The sequence below is a fragment of the Shimia sp. genome (assembly GCF_022448905.1).
Lineage (GTDB): Bacteria > Pseudomonadota > Alphaproteobacteria > Rhodobacterales > Rhodobacteraceae > Shimia.
The window spans coordinates 1-18,178 of sequence record NZ_JAKVCW010000006.1; the positions used below are offsets into that span (position 1 = coordinate 1).

The window sequence follows — 18,178 nt, forward strand, 5'->3', positions numbered from 1 at the left end:
AAACACTCTCTTATCAAATCGCCCTATTTGGCCCCATAAGCGCTGACGTCAGACATTCGCGCTCCCCAAATAATCTGTGTTTAGAGCGGACGCAAAAGTCTGCATACTTGGCGGCATTCTGGGGCGTTGTTTGTGCCGCGAACGTCCGCTTCCCGCCCGAAGAGCCAGAACCTCTTGTCCGCTTTGGGACAAAAACGATCATCACGCAAATCGAGTCCAATAGCAGCTTCGTCCGCGCAGCAGACTTTGGTGCGAACAGCCGCAAAGACCTCCTTGCCGCCTTTTTCGGCGTTCAGTTTTTCTCAAGCTCTCACATTGACTCAGGTTTGCCTGACGGCGCTGTGCGCACTGAAAAACGCTGCCCGAAAAGACAGACATAAGGGTGGTATATCTTTTTCGTCAGACCGGACTTCTTGTGTCGGGCCACATTGGTGGCGACTGTGCATGTCGCCTATTTTGGGGATTCGAAATGAAAAAAGCCCCGGTGTGTCCACCGGGGCTTTCGTTTGTGAGAGAGAGCAGACCTTAGTCTTCTTTCTTCTCTTTCTTCTCAGGCACAACTTCTTCGCCGGTTTCCTGATCCACCACTTTCATGGACAGGCGTACCTTGCCGCGGTCGTCAAAGCCCAGCAGTTTGACTTTCACTTCCTGACCTTCTTTCAGAACGTCGGATGGGTGGTTCAGGCGGCGGTTCTCGATTTGAGACACGTGCACCAGACCATCGCGCTTGCCGAAGAAGTTCACGAAGGCGCCGAAGTCGACGATCTTCACAACTTTACCGGTGTAGATGGCGCCTTCTTCTGGCTCTGCCACGATCGCGTGGATCATGTCATAAGCCTTCTGGATGGAGTCACCGTTTGGCGAGGCAATCTTGATCACGCCTTCGTCGTTGATGTCGACTTTGGCGCCAGACACTTCAACGATTTCACGGATGACCTTACCACCGGAGCCGATCACTTCACGAATCTTGTCGGTTGGGATGTTCATGGTCTCGATGCGTGGGGCGTGTACGGAGAATTCCGCAGCACCGGTGATCGATTTGTTCATCTCACCCAGGATGTGCATGCGGCCGTCTTTGGCCTGTGCCAGCGCTTTTTCCATGATTTCCGGCGTGATGCCTGCAACCTTGATGTCCATCTGCAGCGAGGTGATGCCGTTTTCGGTACCTGCCACTTTGAAGTCCATGTCGCCGAGGTGGTCTTCGTCACCCAGGATGTCAGACAGGATCGCGTAGGAGCCGTCGTCTTCCAGGATTAGGCCCATGGCCACACCTGCAACGGCGGATTTCAGAGGCACACCTGCGTCCATCATGGACAGGGAGCCACCACAGACGGACGCCATGGAGGACGAGCCATTGGACTCGGTGATCTCAGACACCACACGCACGGTGTAAGGGAAGTCGGTTGCCGCTGGCAGAACCGCCTGCAGCGCGCGCCATGCCAACTTGCCGTGACCAATTTCGCGGCGGCCGGGAGGGCCCACGCGACCAGCTTCACCCACAGAGTATGGAGGGAAGTTGTAGTGCAGCAGGAAGTTGGATTTGAAGTTGCCGTGCAGCGCGTCGATGAACTGTTCGTCGTCGCCGGTGCCCAGAGTGGTCACAACCAGACCCTGTGTTTCACCGCGGGTGAAGAGGGCTGAGCCGTGGGTCCGTGGCAGCAGGCCTGTCTGGCATACGATGTCACGGATTTCGTCGGTTTTACGACCGTCGATACGGGTGCCGGTTTTCACAACGTCGCCGCGCAGGATGCCCGCTTCGAGTTTTTTCAGAGCGGAGCCGAGGTTTGCGTCTTCCAGCTGTTCTTCTGTCAGCGCTTCTTTGATGGCTTCGCGTGCCGCGGCAACAGCAGAGGTGCGCTCTTGCTTGTCGGTGATGGCAAAGGCGGCGCGCATCTGCTCCTCGCCAGCTGCTTTCACAGCGTCGTAGAGCTCTGCGTAGTCCGGTGCCTGGAAGTCAAAGGGCTCTTTTGCCGCTTCTTCGGCCAGGTCGATGATCAGGTCGATCACTGGCTGGATGGAATCGTGGGCAAATTTCACCGCACCCAGCATCTCTGCTTCGGACAGTTCGTAGGCTTCAGATTCAACCATCATCACGGCGTCTTTGGTGCCGGCCACAACCAGGTCCAGACGCTGCTCAGGATTCTGACGCAGATCCTGCATGTCATCAACGGTTGGGTTCAGGACATATTCGCCGTCCTCAAAGCCTACACGTGCGCCCGCGATAGGGCCCATGAATGGCGCGCCGGAGATGGTCAGGGCGGCGGAGGCTGCGATCATCGCCACGATGTCCGGGTCATTGACCAGATCGTGGGACAGCACGGTGCACATCACCAGAACTTCGTTTTTGAAGCCGTCGACAAACAGCGGGCGGATCGGACGGTCGATCAGGCGCGCGGTCAGGGTTTCTTTTTCGGTTGGGCGCGCTTCGCGCTTGAAGAAGCCACCCGGTACTTTACCGGCGGCGTAGTATTTCTCTTGGTAGTGCACAGTCAGAGGGAAAAAATCCTGACCGGGCTTTGGTGCCTTCGCAAAGGTCACTGCGGCCATCACGGAGGTTTCGCCCAGAGTGGCGATCACACAGCCGTCGGCCTGACGGGCAATCTTACCCGTTTCCAGAGTGAGCGTTTCCTCGCCCCACTGCATGGACTTTTTGGTTTCTTCGAACATCATCGTATCCTAGCTGGGAGCTCTCCCAGGCGTATCCCGGGTCTCCCGTTTGAAAATAGCGGCCCCATTGCCGCCGACCTCTTCTATCTTTCTTTGATGCGCCGAGGTCAGGACGCAACGTCTCAGATGGTCGGCCCATATCGGAAAACAAGGCGTTTGGAAACCAAATTCTCCGTCAATCAGCGGTGGGCTGCCGTGCCAGCAAGACCTGTGAACGCAGTGTCGTTGCGTGGGCAACACATTGTTTACGGCCAAAACATGGCATTTTAGGCAAATTTGGGCGATACTATGGCTGACAGAATCGCGGCTAGGGGGCTTGCTGCGGTGGAAACGTAACGCGCGAGTTATGCGCCCAGTGTGAGAATAAGTGCCATGAGAGCCCCGTTTACCCTCTTGTTGACCCTTTGTATGGTGGCGACGTTTTTTGTTGCTGGCTGTGCAGAAACCACCAGCGGTGCCAACCCTGTAGGAGCGGCACAGGCTGAGCCTGAGGAGGTGGTGACCAAGAATGCCGTTGCAGAAGCCGAGCCGCAGGGCACACGTATTCTGGCGATGGGCGACAGTTTGATGGCCTGGCACACGTTTACAGGTCAGTCGATCCCGCACACCATCGAGGCGGTGCTGGGCGAGCCGGTGTATAACACCGCGATCAGTGGTGCGAAGATCACCTTTAAACTGCCGATTTCCGGGGCGATGGGCATGCGGATCGAGAACCAGTATCGCAAAGGCGACTGGGACTGGGTGGTGTTGAACGGCGGGGGGAACGACCTGTGGTTGGGCTGTGGCTGCGGCAAATGCGCAGGCAAGATGAACAAGATGATCTCTAAGGACGGCAAGCGCGGAGTCATTCCGATGATGGTGCAGAAGTACCGTCACGCAGGAGCGCAGGTGGCATGGGTGGGATACTTGCGCAGCCCGGGGGCGTGGTCGCCTGTGGAAGGCTGCCGCGACACCGGCAATGACTTGGAGCAGCGCATCAGCAAACTGGCGGCGATTGATCCGGGCGTGCACTATGTGTCGCTGGCCGATCTGGTGCCCAATGGCGACCGGAGCTTTCATACCTTTGATATGATTCACCCGTCGATCAAAGGCAGCCGCGAAATCGGCAAGCGGGTGGCTGCGGTGATCGCAGCGCATGACGCCGCGCGCTAAGATTTTAAACAAGTCAATATGTTAGTCCCATCGCGTTGCGGTGGGGGCGTGGCGTTTTTGCTGTGGCAAAAAGGGCGGTTGCATATTCCGACAGAATTTGTCAGATAAAGGCCGCCCAGCCAAGGATCCTCCAGATCAGCCCGGGTTTTCAATGCATGAAACTAGGCACCGGCTGTGACCCCCAAAGCGAGCTGGTGCCCTTTTTTGCGGCTGTCGAGAGAAGGACACCCTGACATGGAGAAAATCTTTGCGGACTTACTGGTAATCGACGGAATGGCTCAAAAAGCAGGTTGCGGGTTGAAGCCGGAGTTGCGGCAAGCCATGGAGACCAGTTTGCGTTTTCCGGTGAAAGCGGCCTCGCCAGTGTCGGGCGTTGAAGATTTGCTGGGGGAGCTTCCAGAAAATGTCGTGCGCCTTGACGACGCGGATGGCGCTCGCAGTCGGAGGAAAGAAGCATGAGTAGTGTGGCAAAATACCGGTGTGTGGAAGTCCTGGAAACCGTCGGCTGCGACGATTTCGAAATTGGGCTGTTGCCAGTGCTGCGCCATTTGTGCGTCAGTGCCGAAAGCGCCGATCCCAAAAACTGGGGGCGTGCCTTTGACATTGCGGTGGAGAGGTTTGGTGAGTCCATTGGCCTGCCCGCAGCACACGGGCTCAACAAAGCTGTCCTTGCATTGTTTGCCTGTCGTGACGGTGGTCCCGATGTGAATGATCCGCTGTGCCCAAAGGCAAAGCGAGACATCACCGATGACGAAGTGCAATTCTTGTCGATGATCCACCACATGCGGCGCGATAACTCTGCCGCTGCGCGCTCGGCCGTGGCCTTTGTGACGCGAGGGCGTATGGACCCGGCTTTGATCCGCAGTGGACTTACATTCGCCAACCGTTTCCCCGCAGGCATGGGGCGGCACGCACGGGTTGTAGGTCGTCCGAAACTGTCTGTGGTGGCTTAAGAGGTCCGTGCGCGTTTGGCGCCGGGCTTTTGGGTGATGCCAAAAGCTTTGCGCGCTGTCACGAGGCGCAGGTCTTCAGGGTCCATGCCCATGGACAACATTGTCTTGCGGTCAAAGCGCTCTTTGGCGACGGTTTTTTCATGCGCGGTGCCAAACAGGCGGTCGATCCCGTCAAAGCCAAAGCTGACCTGATAGGTGGCGTGGTGGTCTTGAAAGTGATGCGCTAGATGCTTGCGGGTGATGTATTGACCCAGGCGGCCTTTGGGCACGTTCAGATGCGCAATCGTGTGGCAGTATTCATAGAAGGCGAAGGCGGACACCGAGCCCACAAACAGCGCGATATAGGCGATGGTCAGCGCCGGGATCAGGCCAAAGAAAGGCCAAAGGATCGCGGTGTGGATGGCCACAGACAGGAGGCCAAAGCGCACGGGATACCAGTGGTCATCACCAGTAAAAAACTCCGGATCGGTGGGGTATTCATGATGGCCAATGTGGGTGCGGTAAAGCTCGTTGAAGGTGCCCTGATCGGTGGGAGGTTCACGGTGCATCAGGAAGCGGTGCATGCCGTATTCAACAAAGAGCTGCGCGATGTAGCCATAGATCAGCGCGACAGGAATCCACCAGGTCAGGTTCAGGAAAATCAGGACCACACCGACCAGCCAAAACGGAAACAATCGGTGCAAACTGCCCATGCGGATCAGAACGGATAGTGTTTCTTTCATGGTGACCTCCCCTATCGCGGGGAAGTCTGCGCCCGCATTGTAGGGCGAGTCAAATTTGACTTTGCGTCAAGGCGAGGGGCCTCGCACCGACATTGCAGCGCGAGGCGGTATGCGCGTTTAAGCGCGACGCCATCCGGGGAATGGATCGGGCATCTCCTCTACAGCGGCCAATGCGGCGACAGACTCTGCGTGAAGAAGACAGTTGTCCAACTTCGCCTTAAGCGCAGGCCAGTCAATCCCGCTGCCAATGAAAACGAGCTCCTGACGGCGGTCGCCAAAAGGTTCAGCCCAGTGGGCGGCCATATACTCTTGTGCCTGCGGATGGGTCGGGCGACGTTCTTCCGGCACGCTGGCCCACCAAGTGCCCAAAGGGGCAACGGAGGACAGGGAGCCAGCCAGCGAGAACTCCGCCACCCAATCCGGGCGCGTGGCGATCCAGAAGTGACCTTTGGCACGGATTACGCCGGGAAGGTCGTCCTTGAGCACATCGTGGATTTTTTGCGGATCAAACGGCAACCGTTCCCGATACACATAGGACGTGATGCCATACTCTTCGGTTTCCGGTGTGTGATCGGCAAAGCCGTAGAGTTCTTTGGCCCACATCGGGTGTTCATGTGCTTTGTCGAAATCAAACAGGCCGGTGTTGAGAACATCCAGCGCAGGCACCTTACTGTGGTCAGTTTCGATGATGCGGGCGTCGGCATTCAGGCTGCGGATGATCTTGCGCGCAGCATCTGTTTTCAATGGACCGGCGTCTGTGACCTTATTGAGGATCACCACATCGGCAAATTCTAACTGGTTGGTCAGCAAGTGGACCAAAGTGCGCTCGTCCTCGTCCCCAAGAGTTTCGCCTCTGTCTGCTAAAAGGTCATGGCTGTCAAAGTCGTTTGGGAGGTTCACTGCGTCGACCACTGTCACCATGGTGTCGAGCCGCGCCACATCTGTAAGGCTCTCGCCTTGCTCATCGCGGAACTCAAAGGTCGCCGCCACTGGGAGTGGCTCTGAAATGCCCGTGGACTCGATTAGAAGGTAATCAAAGCGGCCTTCGGCAGCGAGGCGGCGCACTTCACTCAGCAGGTCGTCGCGCAGGGTGCAGCAGATGCAGCCGTTAGACATCTCCACGAGGGTTTCCTCGGTTTGGCTCAGTTCCGCTCCCCCTTCACGCACAAGGTCCGCGTCAATGTTCACTTCGGACATGTCGTTCACGATCACTGCCACGCTCAACCCTTCGCGGTTGTTCAGTACGCCGTTTAGGAGGGTGGTTTTACCGGCTCCAAGGAAGCCGGATAAAACGGTCACAGGGAGGCGGGTGTCTTGGTGTTGGGTGTCTGGCATAGCTGGCTCCAAATAATGTTATAACATAACAAACAGACGGCGACAAAAACTGCAAGTGACGGAATGCAAGGCCTGTAACAAAAAACGCCCGCTCCGGGGAGCAGGCGTTTTCCGTAATCTCGACTTGAGCGGCGTCTTAGCGACGGATGCCCAGACGCTTGATCAGGTCCTGATAGCGTGCTTCGTCTTTGCCCTTGGTGTAGTCCAGCAGCTTACGGCGCTGAGCAACCATTTTCAGAAGGCCACGACGACCGTGGTTGTCCTTCTTGTGGGTTTTGAAGTGCTCGGTCAGGGTGTTGATGCGGGATGTCAGGATCGCAACCTGGACTTCCGGGGAACCGGTGTCGCCTTCTTTGGTCGCGAATTCTTTCATCAGGCGTGCTTTTTCTTCAACAGTGATCGACATCGGGGTCTCCTATTGCAAAGGGTTTCGGGCGCAAGCCGGGATGTCGTCCAGCAAGGTCCATAGAGATGTCCCCCAAAGGGATTCCCTTGGAAGATGGGCGTATTTAGTCGCAAATGGATCAAAAGGAAAGGGGGAAGGCGTTTCCGTCGCTTTCTGAGGATCAGAGCCGCCAGATTTCCGGCTGTGTGGCGTAGGCGATGTACAGTGGATGGCGCGGGTGGCCGGCTTTGGTCACGCCGAGGCATTTGATGGTCTGGCCGGTGGCTTTCAGAACGCCTTTCATTTCAAAACCGCGGTCCAGATGATCGCCATGTGCACCCCAAGCGGCGATGATGTCATCAGCCCAGAGGCAGCTGTCAGCCACAACGCTGTCATTGTCCGGTCCCGCAGGGGCCTTGTGCTGGCGCATCTTCTTGGGGTCGGTTTCGCGCAGGGCAAAGATATTCACCGCGCGAAAACCGCCATATCCCAGAGCGCGGGCGCGACGTTCGCAGCGCTCGATGGTGGGGTCGTTTTGACGCTCGGTGGCTTTCGACGGATTGAGCATGATGAACAGCACTTTGGCGGCGCTGTTGTCCCACACCCTAGTCAGCGCATAGCGGTAGGTCTCGCATTCCGAGTAGAGTGCGGAGCTGGTGGCGTCGTCTTTTTGGAAGTGGCGTTCGATCATTCTGTCTACTTATGATTAACCAACGCGGAGTCAAACGTTTGATTTTGAAGCCTCTCCTTCTTATCCCTGATACTTGGGATAACAGCCGTCTGGGGTTTTGTACGGCTGATTGGTGAGGTGGTGAGATGCCGTTTCTTTTCTTTTTGGGCCTGCTTGCGGCAGGCGCGGCCGTTGGCACGATGGTGGGTGTGACCGATGACACCGAGGCAGAAGACGACAGCACGCCGTCGGATGACGAGCGTGATGACTCCGCCGATGCGCAAGGTGAGCAGCCGTCGACGGACGAGGTGCCTGAAGTCGGCCCTGAGGAAGACGCGGAACCGGAAGATGATTTTGCAGCCCAGTTCCTGTTTGGCGAGTTGGATGTGGACGACCACCTGATTGGCGGCGCTGGCGAGGACACGATTGTCGGTAACGGCGGGGAAGACGATTACCTCGAAGGCGGCGAAGGCGATGACGATCTGTTTGTCTCAGCCGGCAACATGGCCAACGGCGGAGCTGGTGCCGACACTTTCTATCTCGAGGCGGACAATGAAGTTGTGGGCCGCATAGAGGATTTTGATGCGTCCGAGGACATGATTGTGCTGCGCAATTACGAAAGCCCGGTGGATGGGTCTTCGGGCAACTTTGTTCTGACGCAGGAAGACGGTGGACTGGCATTACGCGATGCCGACACCGGAGATGTGCGCATTGATCTGCCGGGGGCCTCTTTGGCGGATGGCGAAAGCCTGTCGGTGGTGTTCCAGCACACAGATGGTGATGCGCATGACAGCGAGGTACAGGCCGAGTGGGCGCGTGACTATACCATTCAGGACAAGCCTTATGTGGCGGATGCGCTGCGTGGTGGTGCCGGAGAGGACACGCTGATTGGCGATGACAGCGACAATCGGATTTTTGGTGAAGCCGGTGCGGATGATCTGCAAGGTGGCGAGGGGGATGACCACATCTTTAGTGGCAGCGGCAGTGTGTTTTATGGCGCCGAGTGGAACCATGAGCCGGGCCACCTGAACCGCCTTGGCGCGGGGGATACCCTGTCTGGCGGCGCGGGCGAGGATGTGCTGTGGCTTGGGTCTGGCAATGTGGCCACTGGTGGCGCGGATGCGGACACATTTGAGGCCTTTGCAGGCGTCTATGACAATGTGACCGAGATCACCGATTTTGCGCCGGGCGAGGACAAGTTGGTCATCAGCTTTGGGTTGGATGGTCCGTTTGGTGCGGGCTTCCAGAACGCGGATAATGAGTATTTCACCGTAGCCGAAGCGGCGGATGGGTTTGACAGCAGTTACGACGCGGACGCAGATGAGACCACGCTGACGCTGGGCGGGCACCCATTGCTGGTGCTCAACGGCGATCAGACCGGCGCAACCGTGGCGTTCAGCAATCAGGATGCGGCGGACAACTATGACCTGCCGGAAGTCTGGCTCGATGCCAATGGCGACCCGATCACTGCCGAACAGGGCCAGGCGGCAGATATTCTGTTCAGCGGCATGACCCCGCAGGATATGTATGACGCCAATGGCAATGGCGGCATGGTCGCCTGATCAGCCCTCGGGTTTCACAAACACGCGGCTGGGGTGTAATTGTCCGGCTTTGAAGACGCCAACGGCCACAGCTTCGCCGTCGAAGCTGGCCCAGCATTCTTCGCCATATTCCACGTCAGAGGCCAACACCATTCCAGGGTTGCCGTTGCGCAGACGCACGGTGCCTTCGGCGGTGGCTTTCACCTCTGGCAGATCTTCAAGACCTTGTTCCAAGGGGCGCAGGTAGCTGTCGAGCTCCGGCTGTTTCGCCATCTCGTCAATTTGCTCGATGCTCAGCCCGTCAGCGGCGTCAAACGGCCCGGACCAGATACGGCGCAGCTCGCGCACGTGTCCGTGACAGCCCAAGGCTTCGCCCAAATCACGGGCGATGGAGCGAACATAGCCACCTTTGCCGCAGGTCATTTCCAGCGTGACGTGATCTTCGTCTTCGCGGTCCGTCATCACCAGCTCTTCGACCCAGAGGGGGCGGGCGGCGAGTTCGATGTCTTCGCCGTCGCGCGCCAGTTTGTAAGCCCGTTCGCCGTCGATCTTCACGGCGGAGAATTTGGGTGGCACCTGCTTAATGTCGCCGACAAACTGACCTAACGCAGCTTTGATCTCATCATCGGTGGGGCGTTTGTCGGACTGGGCGATGACTTCGCCTTCGGCGTCGTCGGTATTGGTGGCCTGTCCCAAACGTACAGTGAAGGTATAAGCCTTCAACGTGTCAGTGATGTAAGGCACGGTTTTGGTGGCTTCGCCCAATGCTACGGCCAGAACGCCAGTGGCATCTGGATCCAGCGTACCAGCATGGCCGGCCTTTTTGGCATTAAAGGCCCAGCGGACTTTGTTTACCACAGAGGTGGAGGTCATACCTGCAGGTTTATCGACCACAAGCCAGCCAGAAATATCGCGTCCCTTGCGTTTGCGTCCCATGCCTTTGACCTCTCATATCAGGGTGAGGGCGGCGACCTAGCGGATTGCCTTCACGCTGTCAATTTAGCTTACGCAAAAAGCCTCTCCAAAAGAAAAGGCCATCGGGTCCACGCAACCCGATGGCCTTTCCTGATCGCGGGGGTGGAGGAGCACCCCGCGAACCCGTGCTCGGTTTAGTCGCCGTCGGCGACACCTGCTGCGCGCAAACGGGCGCGGCGGGCACGATAGCTTGGCAGTGCCACAAGGATCACCGCGATCACCAGCAGGCCGAGGGTCATCGGACGCTCCCAGATGAAGGCGATGCCGTCATAGAGCTGCATGGAGCGGGCAAAGTTGTCTTCCAACATGCCGCCCAGAATGAAGCCGATCAGCAGTGGCGCCAATGGATAGTCGGCAAAGCGCAAGGCTGTGGCGCAGACCCCGAAACCAACTAGCAAAAGCAGCTCGGTGGCGTTGTTCTGACCGATGTAGGCCCCCATCAGGGTGAAGAACAGGATGAACGGGATCAGGTAGTTGCGCGGCACGGCCAGCACTTTGGCGATATACGGGATCAGTGGCAGGTTCAGGATCAGCAGCACAAGGTTGCCGATGAACATGGACATGATCACCGCCCAGAACACCTGAGGCTCGTCGATCATCAGGCGCGGGCCTGGCGTGACGTTCAGAGCGATCAGCGCACCAAGCAAAATGGCGGTGGTCCCGGAACCAGGGATGCCCAACGTGAGCAGGGGCACAAAGGAGCCTGTGCACGCTGCGTTGTTGGCTGTTTCCGGGGCCGCCAGGCCCTTGATAGAGCCTTTGCCAAATTGTTCTTGTTCTTCCTTCGGGGCGATGTTGCGCTCCACCGCATAGCCCAGGAAGGACGCGATGGTGGCGCCAGCACCGGGGAGAACCCCGATGAAGAAGCCTTGAACCGACTGACGGCCAATCACCGGCGCGATGGATTTCGCCTCGGACCCGGTGATGCGCAGGTCTTTGATTTCACCGCTGTTGCTCTCGCCCATGGTGCGTGGTTTCAGCACCAGAAAGAGCGCTTCCGGCAGGGCGAACATGGCCATCGCCAGAGTGATGAAGCCAAAGCCGGACTGTAGGTCCATGATGCCCATGGTGAAACGGGGCATGTTGAACAATGCGCCTTCGCCCACGGTGGCCATCATCAGGCCCAGCAGGGTCATCATCAGCGCCTTGGCTACTTGGCCGGTGCCTGCAAAGGCGGCGATCGCGGAGAGGCCCACAACCATCAGGGCAAAGTATTCAGCGGAGTGGAACAGCAGCGCAACGGAGGATAGCGCAGGCGCGAAGACCATCAACAGGATGGCGCCAATGGTGCCGCCGGCAAAAGAGGCAATCGCTGCCACGGTCAGCGCCTTACCGGCTTTGCCTTTTTTGGCCATCGGGTAGCCGTCAAAGCTTGAGGCCACGGTGCCCGCGACCCCCGGCGCGTTCAGCAGGATGGAGGAGGTAGAGCCGCCAAAGATGGCGCCGTAATACACACCGGCAAGCAGGATCAGCGCGGCGGAGGGATCCCCCATGGAGATGGCGACTGGGATCATGATGGCGATGATCGACATTGGGCCAAGACCCGGCAACATGCCGATAAATGTCCCGATCAGACAGCCACCAATGACCATCAAGAGGTTTTGTAGAGAGAAGGCCGTTTGCAGGCCGATCAGTAGTCCTTCGAGCATGTCAGCCTCCAAAGTTGCCCGTGGTGGGGCGTAAGTTGATGCCCAGCGTGTGCTGAACAAGTGTCCATAGAATGATGACGGCCATCATCGTGACCAATGCCGTGATGTGCCATTTGCCAGCGCCCATCAAAAACGAGCCAATGATGACAAAGGCCGCGGCGGAGAACAGCACCAGGCATCCACCAATCAGCATCAAGACAAACTGTAGGGATACAACGGAAGGTTCACCAAACATCTCAGCCTCCCATGAAGCCGGGCAGCGGCCGCAGGTAGATGCCGAGAACTTGTTGAACGAGATACCAAACTAGGAAAGTGGCCAGGAGCGCGATTGGCACCATGAAGTGGAACTTGCGCTCACCGAGGATAAAGGAGCCGAGGATCAGGAAACCGGAAGTCGAGAAGATAAAACCCGCCGGACGCAATAGCAGCGCGTAAGCGACCATCAGGCTCAACAGCAGGATCGCTTGGCCCAGCTTGTATTCGGTCAAACGGCGGTAATCGATTTCCGCCTCTTTGGCTTCGCTTTTTTCGAGGCCCAGCAGGATGATCAGCGAGGCAATCATACCAAGGATGGACAGTACCTTCGGGAAGGTGCTTGGCCAAATAGGGTTGCGTTTCATGAACGGAGCAAGACTGCCATCCATCGTAAACCAGGCGGCATAACCATATGCCATACAGATGCCCAGCAGTATCAGAGCGATCCAGCGATCCAGAGCCATGAAGCTCCCCTCCCTTTAAAGAAAGGCAGAGCGGGAGCCCGCTCTGCCCAGTTGGATGTTAACTCAGCTTAGAGAAAGCCCAGTTTCTTCATCAAGTCGCCGATGACTTTTTCTTGGCCTTCGAGGAAAGCTTTGAAGTCGTCGCCGTTGTTATGGATGTTGACCCAGCCGTTGCGCTCGCGCACGACTTCCCACTCTGGGGTGTCATACATTTTGGAGATCGCGTCCTGGTACATTGCCAGCTTGTCTTCTGGCAGGCCTGGGGCCGCGAAGAAGCCACGCCAGTTCACGAAGGAGGTGTCGATGCCCTGCTCCTTCATAGTCATGGCGTCTGGTGCGGCGGAAACACGCTCGTCCGCGGTCACACCGATGATTTTCACTTCGCCTGCGTTGGCCAGGTCAACCGCTTCGGAGAAGCCGGTGGACAGAGCCGCGATTTCGCCGGACAGCAGCGCTGCCATGGCTTTCCCGCCTGCGTCGTAAGGGATGTACTTCACGCCCAGAGCGTCTTTGCCAGCCGCTTCCATCACCATGGCTGCAACCAGGTGGTCCATGCCGCCTGGAACCGAGCCACCGCCGATGGCGGTTTTGGATGGGTCCGCGTCATATGCGGCCATCAGGTCAGACATGTTGTTCAGCGGACTGTCTTTGTGCACAACCAATGCGGCGTAGTCGCCGATGGTGCCGGCCACGAGGGTCAGGTCACGGAAGTTGTGTGGGAATACGCCGGTCAGGGAGCGGATCACGATTGGGGTGGAGTTCACCATCAATGTGCCGTGGTTGCTGTCGGCGTTTTCGATCAGGTAGCCGATGGCTTTACCGCCGCCGCCACCGGACATGTTTTCATAAGATGCAGTGCCCACGATGCCCGCTTTGGTCAGCGCTTCGCCGGTGCCACGTGCCGTGCCGTCCCAGCCACCACCGGCGCCGCCGGGGATCAGGAAGTGGATGCTGTCTACGGCTTTTTCCGCCATAGCTTGGCCTGTGAATGCGAATGCTGCCACTGCGGTGGCCATCAGGGCGCGACGGCCCATGGTCAATTTCATCATTTTTCTCCTCCAAATTGACAACTGTCCGAAAGACGGCTCAGTTGAGGGCAGTCAAACATCGCAACCTGTCACAAACCTGTCATGCTGTCAGAAAGGCACTCAAATCGCATGAAATTCCTCCTGGTCGAAGACAATATCGAGCTCGCCAATGCGGTCAGTGCGCGGCTACAATTGGATGGTCATGTTGTTGATCATGCTGATAAAATTGATGATGCCATGGCATTCATGCAGACCGGCGAATATGATCTCATATTATTGGATATTATGTTGCCGGATGGGGATGGTCGGACCTTCCTGAAACACCACCGGAGCGGGAAAAACGACACGCCCGTGATTGTTCTGACCGCGCGGTCTCAGGTCAGTGACAGAATCAGCCTGCTTGATCTTGGGGCGGACGATTACATGACCAAACCGTTTGATCACGAAGAGCTTCAGGCGCGCTGTCGGGCGGTGCTGCGACGCAATGCGGGCCATGCGCAATCGGTGACGGAGCTGGGCGGTGTGACACTTGATCCGGTGGCCGGGCGGCTGACGATCGGGGCGCGGGCGGTGACTTTGCGCAATCGGGAATTGCGGCTGCTGGAGCTGTTGATCAACGCGCCGGGGCAGATTTTCTCCAAGGCAAAGCTGGCAGACCGGCTGTTTTCGTACGACGAAGATGTCTCTGAGAATGCGATTGAGGTCTATATCGGCCGCTTGAGGAAACATCTGGAGCCTTCGGAGTTGCGGATCACCACCCTGCGCGGCCTGGGCTATCGGCTCGATCATGGATGACGCGGTTAATGTGGCGGGCTCACTCAGAGCACGGCTGGCGCTGACGCTGATCGGCAGTGCGGCGGCGATTGCCATTCTCTTGTTTTTTGTGGTGCGCACCTATGCGGCACAAATTGCGCAGAGTGGACAGGATAGCATTCTGGAAGCCTCGGTGGCGTCTATTCTGGATGCGGCCACGTTGCGGGATGGAGATGTGGAGGTGGACTTCCCTTATGTGGCCTTCTCGATGTTGAGCACCGATGCGGATGATCGGGTGTTTTACGCAATTTGGCAGGAGGAAACGCTGCTGTCCGGCTATGAGCTTCTGCCGGTTGCCGATGCGCCGGACGGGGGCGAGATTGTGCATGTGTCGGCGATTTTTGACGGTGCGCCGGTGCGCGTGGCCACGGCGGCACGGATATTGGTGGGGGCCAACACCAGGACACGTGTAACCGTGTCGGTGGCGCAAACGCAGGATGCTTTGGCCGGGACCCTGAACAAGATTTCACGCAACGTGGGCTTGATTGGGGCCGGATTCTTTACGCTATCCGTGCTGGTGGCGAGCTGGGCAACAAACAGCACCATCCGTCCTTTGGAGCGGCTGACCCATTCGATCACGCGGCGGGGGCCCAAAGACCTTAGCCCCGTTGCGCGCCCGGTGCCGCTGGAGATGGCGCCTTTGGTAACCTCGCTCAACAGTTTCATGGCGCGGCTGGACACATCTCTGAAGCAATCAGAGGACTTCATTGCCGAGGCAGCGCATCGCGTGCGCACGCCTTTGGCCACCGTGCGCAGCCATGCGGAGGCGACCTTGCAGAGGGTGGAGCGCGAAGACAACCGCCAGGCGCTGCGCTCTATGGTGCGGGCGATTGATGAGAGTTCCCGCGCGGCGGGACAGCTTCTGGATCATGCAATGATCACCTTTCGTGCAGACCATCTGGAGACGCGGACTCTGGATTTGGTCGAGCTGGTGGAAGATCTGGTGACCCGTTTGGCGCCGGTGGCGGAGATGAAAGACATCGCGCTCACGGTGATCAGCGAGGGCGCGGTCAGTGTTGAGGCGGATTCGATCCTGCTGCAAAACGCGCTGCGCAATCTGGTGGAGAATGCGTTGAAATATGCGCCGGAGGAGAGCGAGATCACCCTGGAGGTTGGCGCATCGCCACGGCCTCGGGTTGAGGTGCGCGATGAGGGGCCGGGGTTCCCGCCTGACCAGATGCAGGGGTTGGCGGTGCGGTTTTCGCGCGGTGACAATGCCAAAGATACCATTGGGTCCGGCTTGGGGCTGACCATTGCGCAGGATGTGGCCACGGCCCATGGCGGAGAGCTGACGTTGGGCAACATGCCGGAGGGGGGCGCATGCGTTACATTTTTGCTTTGATGATGTGGTTGTGTCCTGCACTGGCGCAGGCACAGGACTGGGAGGACCAAAACGCCTTTGGACCCGCCTCGGCAAGCAGCACGCTGCGGGTGTTGTCCAGTACCGACACTTCCCTGTTTGCGCCGGTGATCGAAGATTTCTTGCAAAGCCGGTCCGGCGTGGCAGTGGAGTATTTCGTTACGGGCACGGCGCAAATCGACGAAGTCTTCCGGGCGGCGCCGGAGGATTTTGATGTGGTGATCTCCAGTGCGATGGATTTGCAATTGAAGCTGGTGAACGACGGGTTTTCAGTCCAGATCGCCAATCTGGATCAGCCGGATTGGGCACAGTGGCGCAACAGCTTGTTTGCTTTCACCACGGAGCCAGCAACCATAGTGATCAACCGGGCAGCTTTTGCGCCAGAGTCTGTGCCGCAAACCCGACAAGAGTTGATTGCGGCCATGCGTGCGCGGCCCGAAGTGTTTCGCGGCAAGGTCGGCACCTACGACGTACGGGATTCCGGCCTGGGCTATTTGTTTGCCACCCAGGATGCGCGCGCGTCAGAGACGTTTTGGCGGCTGATGGAGGTGATGGGCGGGCTGGATGCGCAGCTCTATTGCTGTTCCGGCGCGATGATTGACGATCTGGTCGCTGGGGAGTTGATGGTCGCCTACAATGTTTTGGGCAGCTATGTCGCCGCGCGTGAGGATGTGGCCGACATGCTGGAAATTGTGCTGCCATTGGATTTTCCCACCATCATGATGCGCACCGCCTTTGTCAGCAGTCGTACCGAAGTGGCCGAAGAGGCCGCCGCCTTTGTGCGCCACTTAGTGGAAATGCAAACCGGGCAGCAAAGCCTAGAGGCGTTTCCATTGCCACCGTTGAGCGCGACGACGGACAGCACCGGACAGGCGGTGATTTCTCTGGAGCCAGCCTTGATGACCTATCTCGATCCGCTCAAACGTCGCACATTCATCAAGGAATGGAGCAGCGCGGTTATTCAGTAACTGCGCCGCTGGGTTCCACAACACCAATGATCGGCCCCATCCAGAAGCCACCATCGGAACGGTCCAGTTGCGGCGCATGCAGGCGGCTAATCTTGCCGTCAAAATAGAGCGCGTTTGGTGTTTGCAAAACATCGCGGAAGAAACGGCCAAACTCGTGGAAAGTCACCGCCTCGTTGGAGATAACGAAATAGGCAGTTTGGCCGTCATCCGTGGTGCCCACACCATTGCGCAGGAACCGTGATGTGCTGTCGGGTAGGAAGCGCGGGTGCAGAGCACCGTCAATTACCAGCATTGGGCCGGATTGGGTGGCGTCGCGGCAGGTTGGGGCATTTTTCTGGAAATCCAAAGTCTCATAGACCTGCACGGCACCATCGTTCAGGCACAACACGCCATTGGGCAGCAGGCCAAAATTGCCTTTGCTGCCACCGGTCAAGAGCCGCATCTCTTCGGTGCCGTCTTCAACGTAATGCCCCACGGGGCTGCGGTCGGCATGATACATGCCCGCGTTCATGCCAAAGCTGAGGGTTTTGCCGTCTTCCAGTGCGCGCTCGATGTCGCGGAACTGGCCCAGAATGGCGCCGCTGTCATCACGGAGGAACAGGCGAAGATTGTCCTTAGCCGCGTCCACCGTGCACACCGTCAGGCTGCGCCCTTCATGTGTTTGATCTGAACAGGTCACCGCCTGCGCCCATTGGGGCAGGGACAGTAAGATCAAACAGAGCGTAGTTCGGATCACGTAGGTTCGCCATCCTCTGTGTCAGTTCTGGCCACATCGGCCTGCACCCGTTCGTCAGACAGCATCGCGCGAGTGGCGTCCATTTGATCAAAGGTGTTGTCCACACGGAAGCGCAGATCCGGGGCGTGCTTGAGTTTGGCTTTGCGGCCGATGATACGGCGTAGCTCGCCTTTGTGGCGGGCTAGCAGGGCCACCGCGTCCTCTTTGTTTTTGCCGCCCAGAGGCAGCACAAAACAGGTGGCGATCGACAGATCGGGTGTGATACGCACCTCGCCCACAGTGATCGACATGCGGGTGATGTCCGGATCATGCAGCTCGTCGCGTACCAAAACCTCCGACAGGGTGCGTCGGATCAATTCACCCACGCGCAGCTGGCGTTGGGACGGGCCGCGGCCCTCAGAGAAAGAGTTCTTTGCCATGTCCCTCACTTAGGGCTTCTGTCTGCCTTTGCCAAGCTGGATTGCATTGGGTAAGCAGGGCGCACCGCCATTTGGGTGGTTTGTCA

At 58.1% G+C, this 18,178-nt stretch carries 20 protein-coding genes; 8 read left to right on the forward strand and 12 right to left on the reverse strand.

Annotated features, from left to right (window positions below):
• Nucleotides 1–380, forward strand: a 380-nt coding sequence (locus tag MK208_RS08270; RefSeq protein ID WP_294115802.1) for a hypothetical protein, incomplete at its 5' end; no start/stop codon positions are given.
• 145 nt (nt 381–525) lie between these two features.
• Here the strand turns inward: MK208_RS08270 and pnp are convergent.
• Nucleotides 526–2,667 carry a polyribonucleotide nucleotidyltransferase gene (gene pnp, locus MK208_RS08275; RefSeq protein WP_294115804.1) on the reverse strand — a complete coding sequence of 714 codons (2,142 nt, stop codon included), beginning with the start codon at nt 2,665–2,667 and terminating at the stop codon, nt 526–528.
• A 408-nt stretch (nt 2,668–3,075) separates the two neighbouring features.
• Here pnp and MK208_RS08280 point away from each other — a divergent pair, with 408 nt between their 5' ends.
• The 3 genes from MK208_RS08280 to MK208_RS08290 all read left to right on the forward strand — a co-directional run bounded on the left by MK208_RS08280 (nt 3,076) and on the right by MK208_RS08290 (nt 4,772).
• Nucleotides 3,076–3,819 (forward strand): SGNH/GDSL hydrolase family protein, encoded by a 744-nt coding sequence (locus tag MK208_RS08280; protein ID WP_294115806.1) that lies wholly within the window; start codon nt 3,076–3,078, stop codon nt 3,817–3,819.
• A 234-nt stretch (nt 3,820–4,053) separates the two neighbouring features.
• Entirely contained in the window at nt 4,054–4,278 is a 225-nt protein-coding gene (locus MK208_RS08285) for a hypothetical protein (protein ID WP_294115808.1), read from the forward strand.
• Nucleotides 4,275–4,772, forward strand: coding sequence for a hypothetical protein (locus MK208_RS08290; protein WP_294115811.1), 498 nt, complete (start codon nt 4,275–4,277; stop codon nt 4,770–4,772). Before MK208_RS08285 ends, MK208_RS08290 begins: the two co-directional genes overlap by 4 nt.
• Here the strand turns inward: MK208_RS08290 and MK208_RS08295 are convergent.
• The 4 genes from MK208_RS08295 to MK208_RS08310 form a co-directional block, all read right to left on the reverse strand.
• Nucleotides 4,769–5,494 carry a sterol desaturase family protein gene (locus tag MK208_RS08295; protein WP_294115814.1) on the reverse strand — a complete coding sequence of 242 codons (726 nt, stop codon included), beginning with the start codon at nt 5,492–5,494 and terminating at the stop codon, nt 4,769–4,771. The genes MK208_RS08290 and MK208_RS08295 overlap by 4 nt on opposite strands.
• Before the next feature lie 117 nt (nt 5,495–5,611).
• Nucleotides 5,612–6,829 (reverse strand): GTP-binding protein, encoded by a 1,218-nt coding sequence (locus tag MK208_RS08300; RefSeq protein ID WP_294115817.1) that lies wholly within the window; start codon nt 6,827–6,829, stop codon nt 5,612–5,614.
• Nucleotides 6,830–6,965: 136 nt separating this feature from the next.
• A complete protein-coding gene (gene rpsO, locus MK208_RS08305) occupies nt 6,966–7,235 on the reverse strand; it encodes a 30S ribosomal protein S15 (protein WP_058241030.1) in 270 nt (89 codons plus the stop codon).
• A 160-nt stretch (nt 7,236–7,395) separates the two neighbouring features.
• Nucleotides 7,396–7,905: a DUF1643 domain-containing protein gene (locus tag MK208_RS08310; protein ID WP_294115828.1), complete on the reverse strand. Its 510-nt coding sequence runs from the start codon at nt 7,903–7,905 to the stop codon at nt 7,396–7,398.
• Between the two features lie 125 nt (nt 7,906–8,030).
• On the opposite strand from MK208_RS08310, the gene MK208_RS08315 reads away from it, so the two are divergent.
• A complete protein-coding gene (locus tag MK208_RS08315) occupies nt 8,031–9,446 on the forward strand; it encodes a hypothetical protein (RefSeq protein WP_294115831.1) in 1,416 nt (471 codons plus the stop codon).
• Here the strand turns inward: MK208_RS08315 and truB are convergent, their stop codons facing one another.
• From truB to MK208_RS08340, 5 genes are all read right to left on the reverse strand, one after another.
• A complete protein-coding gene (gene truB / locus MK208_RS08320) occupies nt 9,447–10,361 on the reverse strand; it encodes a tRNA pseudouridine(55) synthase TruB (RefSeq protein ID WP_294115833.1) in 915 nt (304 codons plus the stop codon). It abuts the gene before it with no gap.
• Between the two features lie 173 nt (nt 10,362–10,534).
• Nucleotides 10,535–12,049 (reverse strand): tripartite tricarboxylate transporter permease, encoded by a 1,515-nt coding sequence (locus MK208_RS08325; protein WP_294115835.1) that lies wholly within the window; start codon nt 12,047–12,049, stop codon nt 10,535–10,537.
• Between the two features lies 1 nt (nt 12,050).
• Nucleotides 12,051–12,284 carry a hypothetical protein gene (locus tag MK208_RS08330; protein ID WP_294115836.1) on the reverse strand — a complete coding sequence of 78 codons (234 nt, stop codon included), beginning with the start codon at nt 12,282–12,284 and terminating at the stop codon, nt 12,051–12,053.
• Nucleotide 12,285: 1 nt separating this feature from the next.
• Entirely contained in the window at nt 12,286–12,768 is a 483-nt protein-coding gene (locus MK208_RS08335; protein WP_294115838.1) for a tripartite tricarboxylate transporter TctB family protein, read from the reverse strand.
• A gap of 68 nt (nt 12,769–12,836) precedes the next feature.
• Entirely contained in the window at nt 12,837–13,814 is a 978-nt protein-coding gene (locus tag MK208_RS08340) for a tripartite tricarboxylate transporter substrate-binding protein (RefSeq protein WP_294116245.1), read from the reverse strand.
• 111 nt (nt 13,815–13,925) lie between these two features.
• On the opposite strand from MK208_RS08340, the gene MK208_RS08345 reads away from it, so the two are divergent.
• From MK208_RS08345 to MK208_RS08355, 3 genes are read left to right on the forward strand one after another with little or no spacing between them, the layout of a single operon-like run.
• Nucleotides 13,926–14,591, forward strand: coding sequence for a response regulator transcription factor (locus MK208_RS08345; RefSeq protein ID WP_294115840.1), 666 nt, complete (start codon nt 13,926–13,928; stop codon nt 14,589–14,591).
• On the forward strand, nt 14,584–15,951 hold the full coding sequence (locus MK208_RS08350) for a sensor histidine kinase N-terminal domain-containing protein (RefSeq protein WP_294115842.1): 1,368 nt from the start codon (nt 14,584–14,586) through the stop codon (nt 15,949–15,951). Before MK208_RS08345 ends, MK208_RS08350 begins: the two co-directional genes overlap by 8 nt.
• Nucleotides 15,930–16,937 (forward strand): ABC transporter substrate-binding protein, encoded by a 1,008-nt coding sequence (locus MK208_RS08355; RefSeq protein ID WP_294115844.1) that lies wholly within the window; start codon nt 15,930–15,932, stop codon nt 16,935–16,937. Before MK208_RS08350 ends, MK208_RS08355 begins: the two co-directional genes overlap by 22 nt.
• On the opposite strand, the gene MK208_RS08360 is transcribed toward MK208_RS08355, so the two are convergent.
• Both MK208_RS08360 and rbfA read right to left on the reverse strand, forming a co-directional pair.
• Nucleotides 16,927–17,670 (reverse strand): phosphodiester glycosidase family protein, encoded by a 744-nt coding sequence (locus MK208_RS08360; protein WP_294116246.1) that lies wholly within the window; start codon nt 17,668–17,670, stop codon nt 16,927–16,929. The two genes, MK208_RS08355 and MK208_RS08360, sit on opposite strands and share 11 nt — an antisense overlap.
• Entirely contained in the window at nt 17,670–18,092 is a 423-nt protein-coding gene (gene rbfA, locus MK208_RS08365; RefSeq protein WP_294115846.1) for a 30S ribosome-binding factor RbfA, read from the reverse strand. The genes MK208_RS08360 and rbfA overlap by 1 nt, the downstream gene beginning before the upstream one ends.
• Nucleotides 18,093–18,178: the final 86 nt, after the last annotated feature.

Bases quoted from the DNA above. Each gene is read 5' to 3' on its own strand.
- pnp (WP_294115804.1), bottom strand. From the start codon at position 2,667: ATGTTCGAAGAAACCAAAAAGTCCATGCAGTGGGGCGAGGAAACGCTC.
- MK208_RS08280 (WP_294115806.1), top strand. From the start codon at position 3,076: ATGGTGGCGACGTTTTTTGTTGCTGGCTGTGCAGAAACCACCAGCGGT.
- MK208_RS08285 (WP_294115808.1), top strand. From the start codon at position 4,054: ATGGAGAAAATCTTTGCGGACTTACTGGTAATCGACGGAATGGCTCAA.
- MK208_RS08290 (WP_294115811.1), top strand. From the start codon at position 4,275: ATGAGTAGTGTGGCAAAATACCGGTGTGTGGAAGTCCTGGAAACCGTC.
- MK208_RS08295 (WP_294115814.1), bottom strand. From the start codon at position 5,494: ATGAAAGAAACACTATCCGTTCTGATCCGCATGGGCAGTTTGCACCGA.
- MK208_RS08300 (WP_294115817.1), bottom strand. From the start codon at position 6,829: ATGCCAGACACCCAACACCAAGACACCCGCCTCCCTGTGACCGTTTTA.
- rpsO (WP_058241030.1), bottom strand. From the start codon at position 7,235: ATGTCGATCACTGTTGAAGAAAAAGCACGCCTGATGAAAGAATTCGCG.
- MK208_RS08310 (WP_294115828.1), bottom strand. From the start codon at position 7,905: ATGATCGAACGCCACTTCCAAAAAGACGACGCCACCAGCTCCGCACTC.
- MK208_RS08315 (WP_294115831.1), top strand. From the start codon at position 8,031: ATGCCGTTTCTTTTCTTTTTGGGCCTGCTTGCGGCAGGCGCGGCCGTT.
- truB (WP_294115833.1), bottom strand. From the start codon at position 10,361: ATGGGACGCAAACGCAAGGGACGCGATATTTCTGGCTGGCTTGTGGTC.
- MK208_RS08325 (WP_294115835.1), bottom strand. From the start codon at position 12,049: ATGCTCGAAGGACTACTGATCGGCCTGCAAACGGCCTTCTCTCTACAA.
- MK208_RS08330 (WP_294115836.1), bottom strand. From the start codon at position 12,284: ATGTTTGGTGAACCTTCCGTTGTATCCCTACAGTTTGTCTTGATGCTG.
- MK208_RS08335 (WP_294115838.1), bottom strand. From the start codon at position 12,768: ATGGCTCTGGATCGCTGGATCGCTCTGATACTGCTGGGCATCTGTATG.
- MK208_RS08340 (WP_294116245.1), bottom strand. From the start codon at position 13,814: ATGAAATTGACCATGGGCCGTCGCGCCCTGATGGCCACCGCAGTGGCA.
- MK208_RS08345 (WP_294115840.1), top strand. From the start codon at position 13,926: ATGAAATTCCTCCTGGTCGAAGACAATATCGAGCTCGCCAATGCGGTC.
- MK208_RS08350 (WP_294115842.1), top strand. From the start codon at position 14,584: ATGGATGACGCGGTTAATGTGGCGGGCTCACTCAGAGCACGGCTGGCG.
- MK208_RS08355 (WP_294115844.1), top strand. From the start codon at position 15,930: ATGCGTTACATTTTTGCTTTGATGATGTGGTTGTGTCCTGCACTGGCG.
- rbfA (WP_294115846.1), bottom strand. From the start codon at position 18,092: ATGGCAAAGAACTCTTTCTCTGAGGGCCGCGGCCCGTCCCAACGCCAG.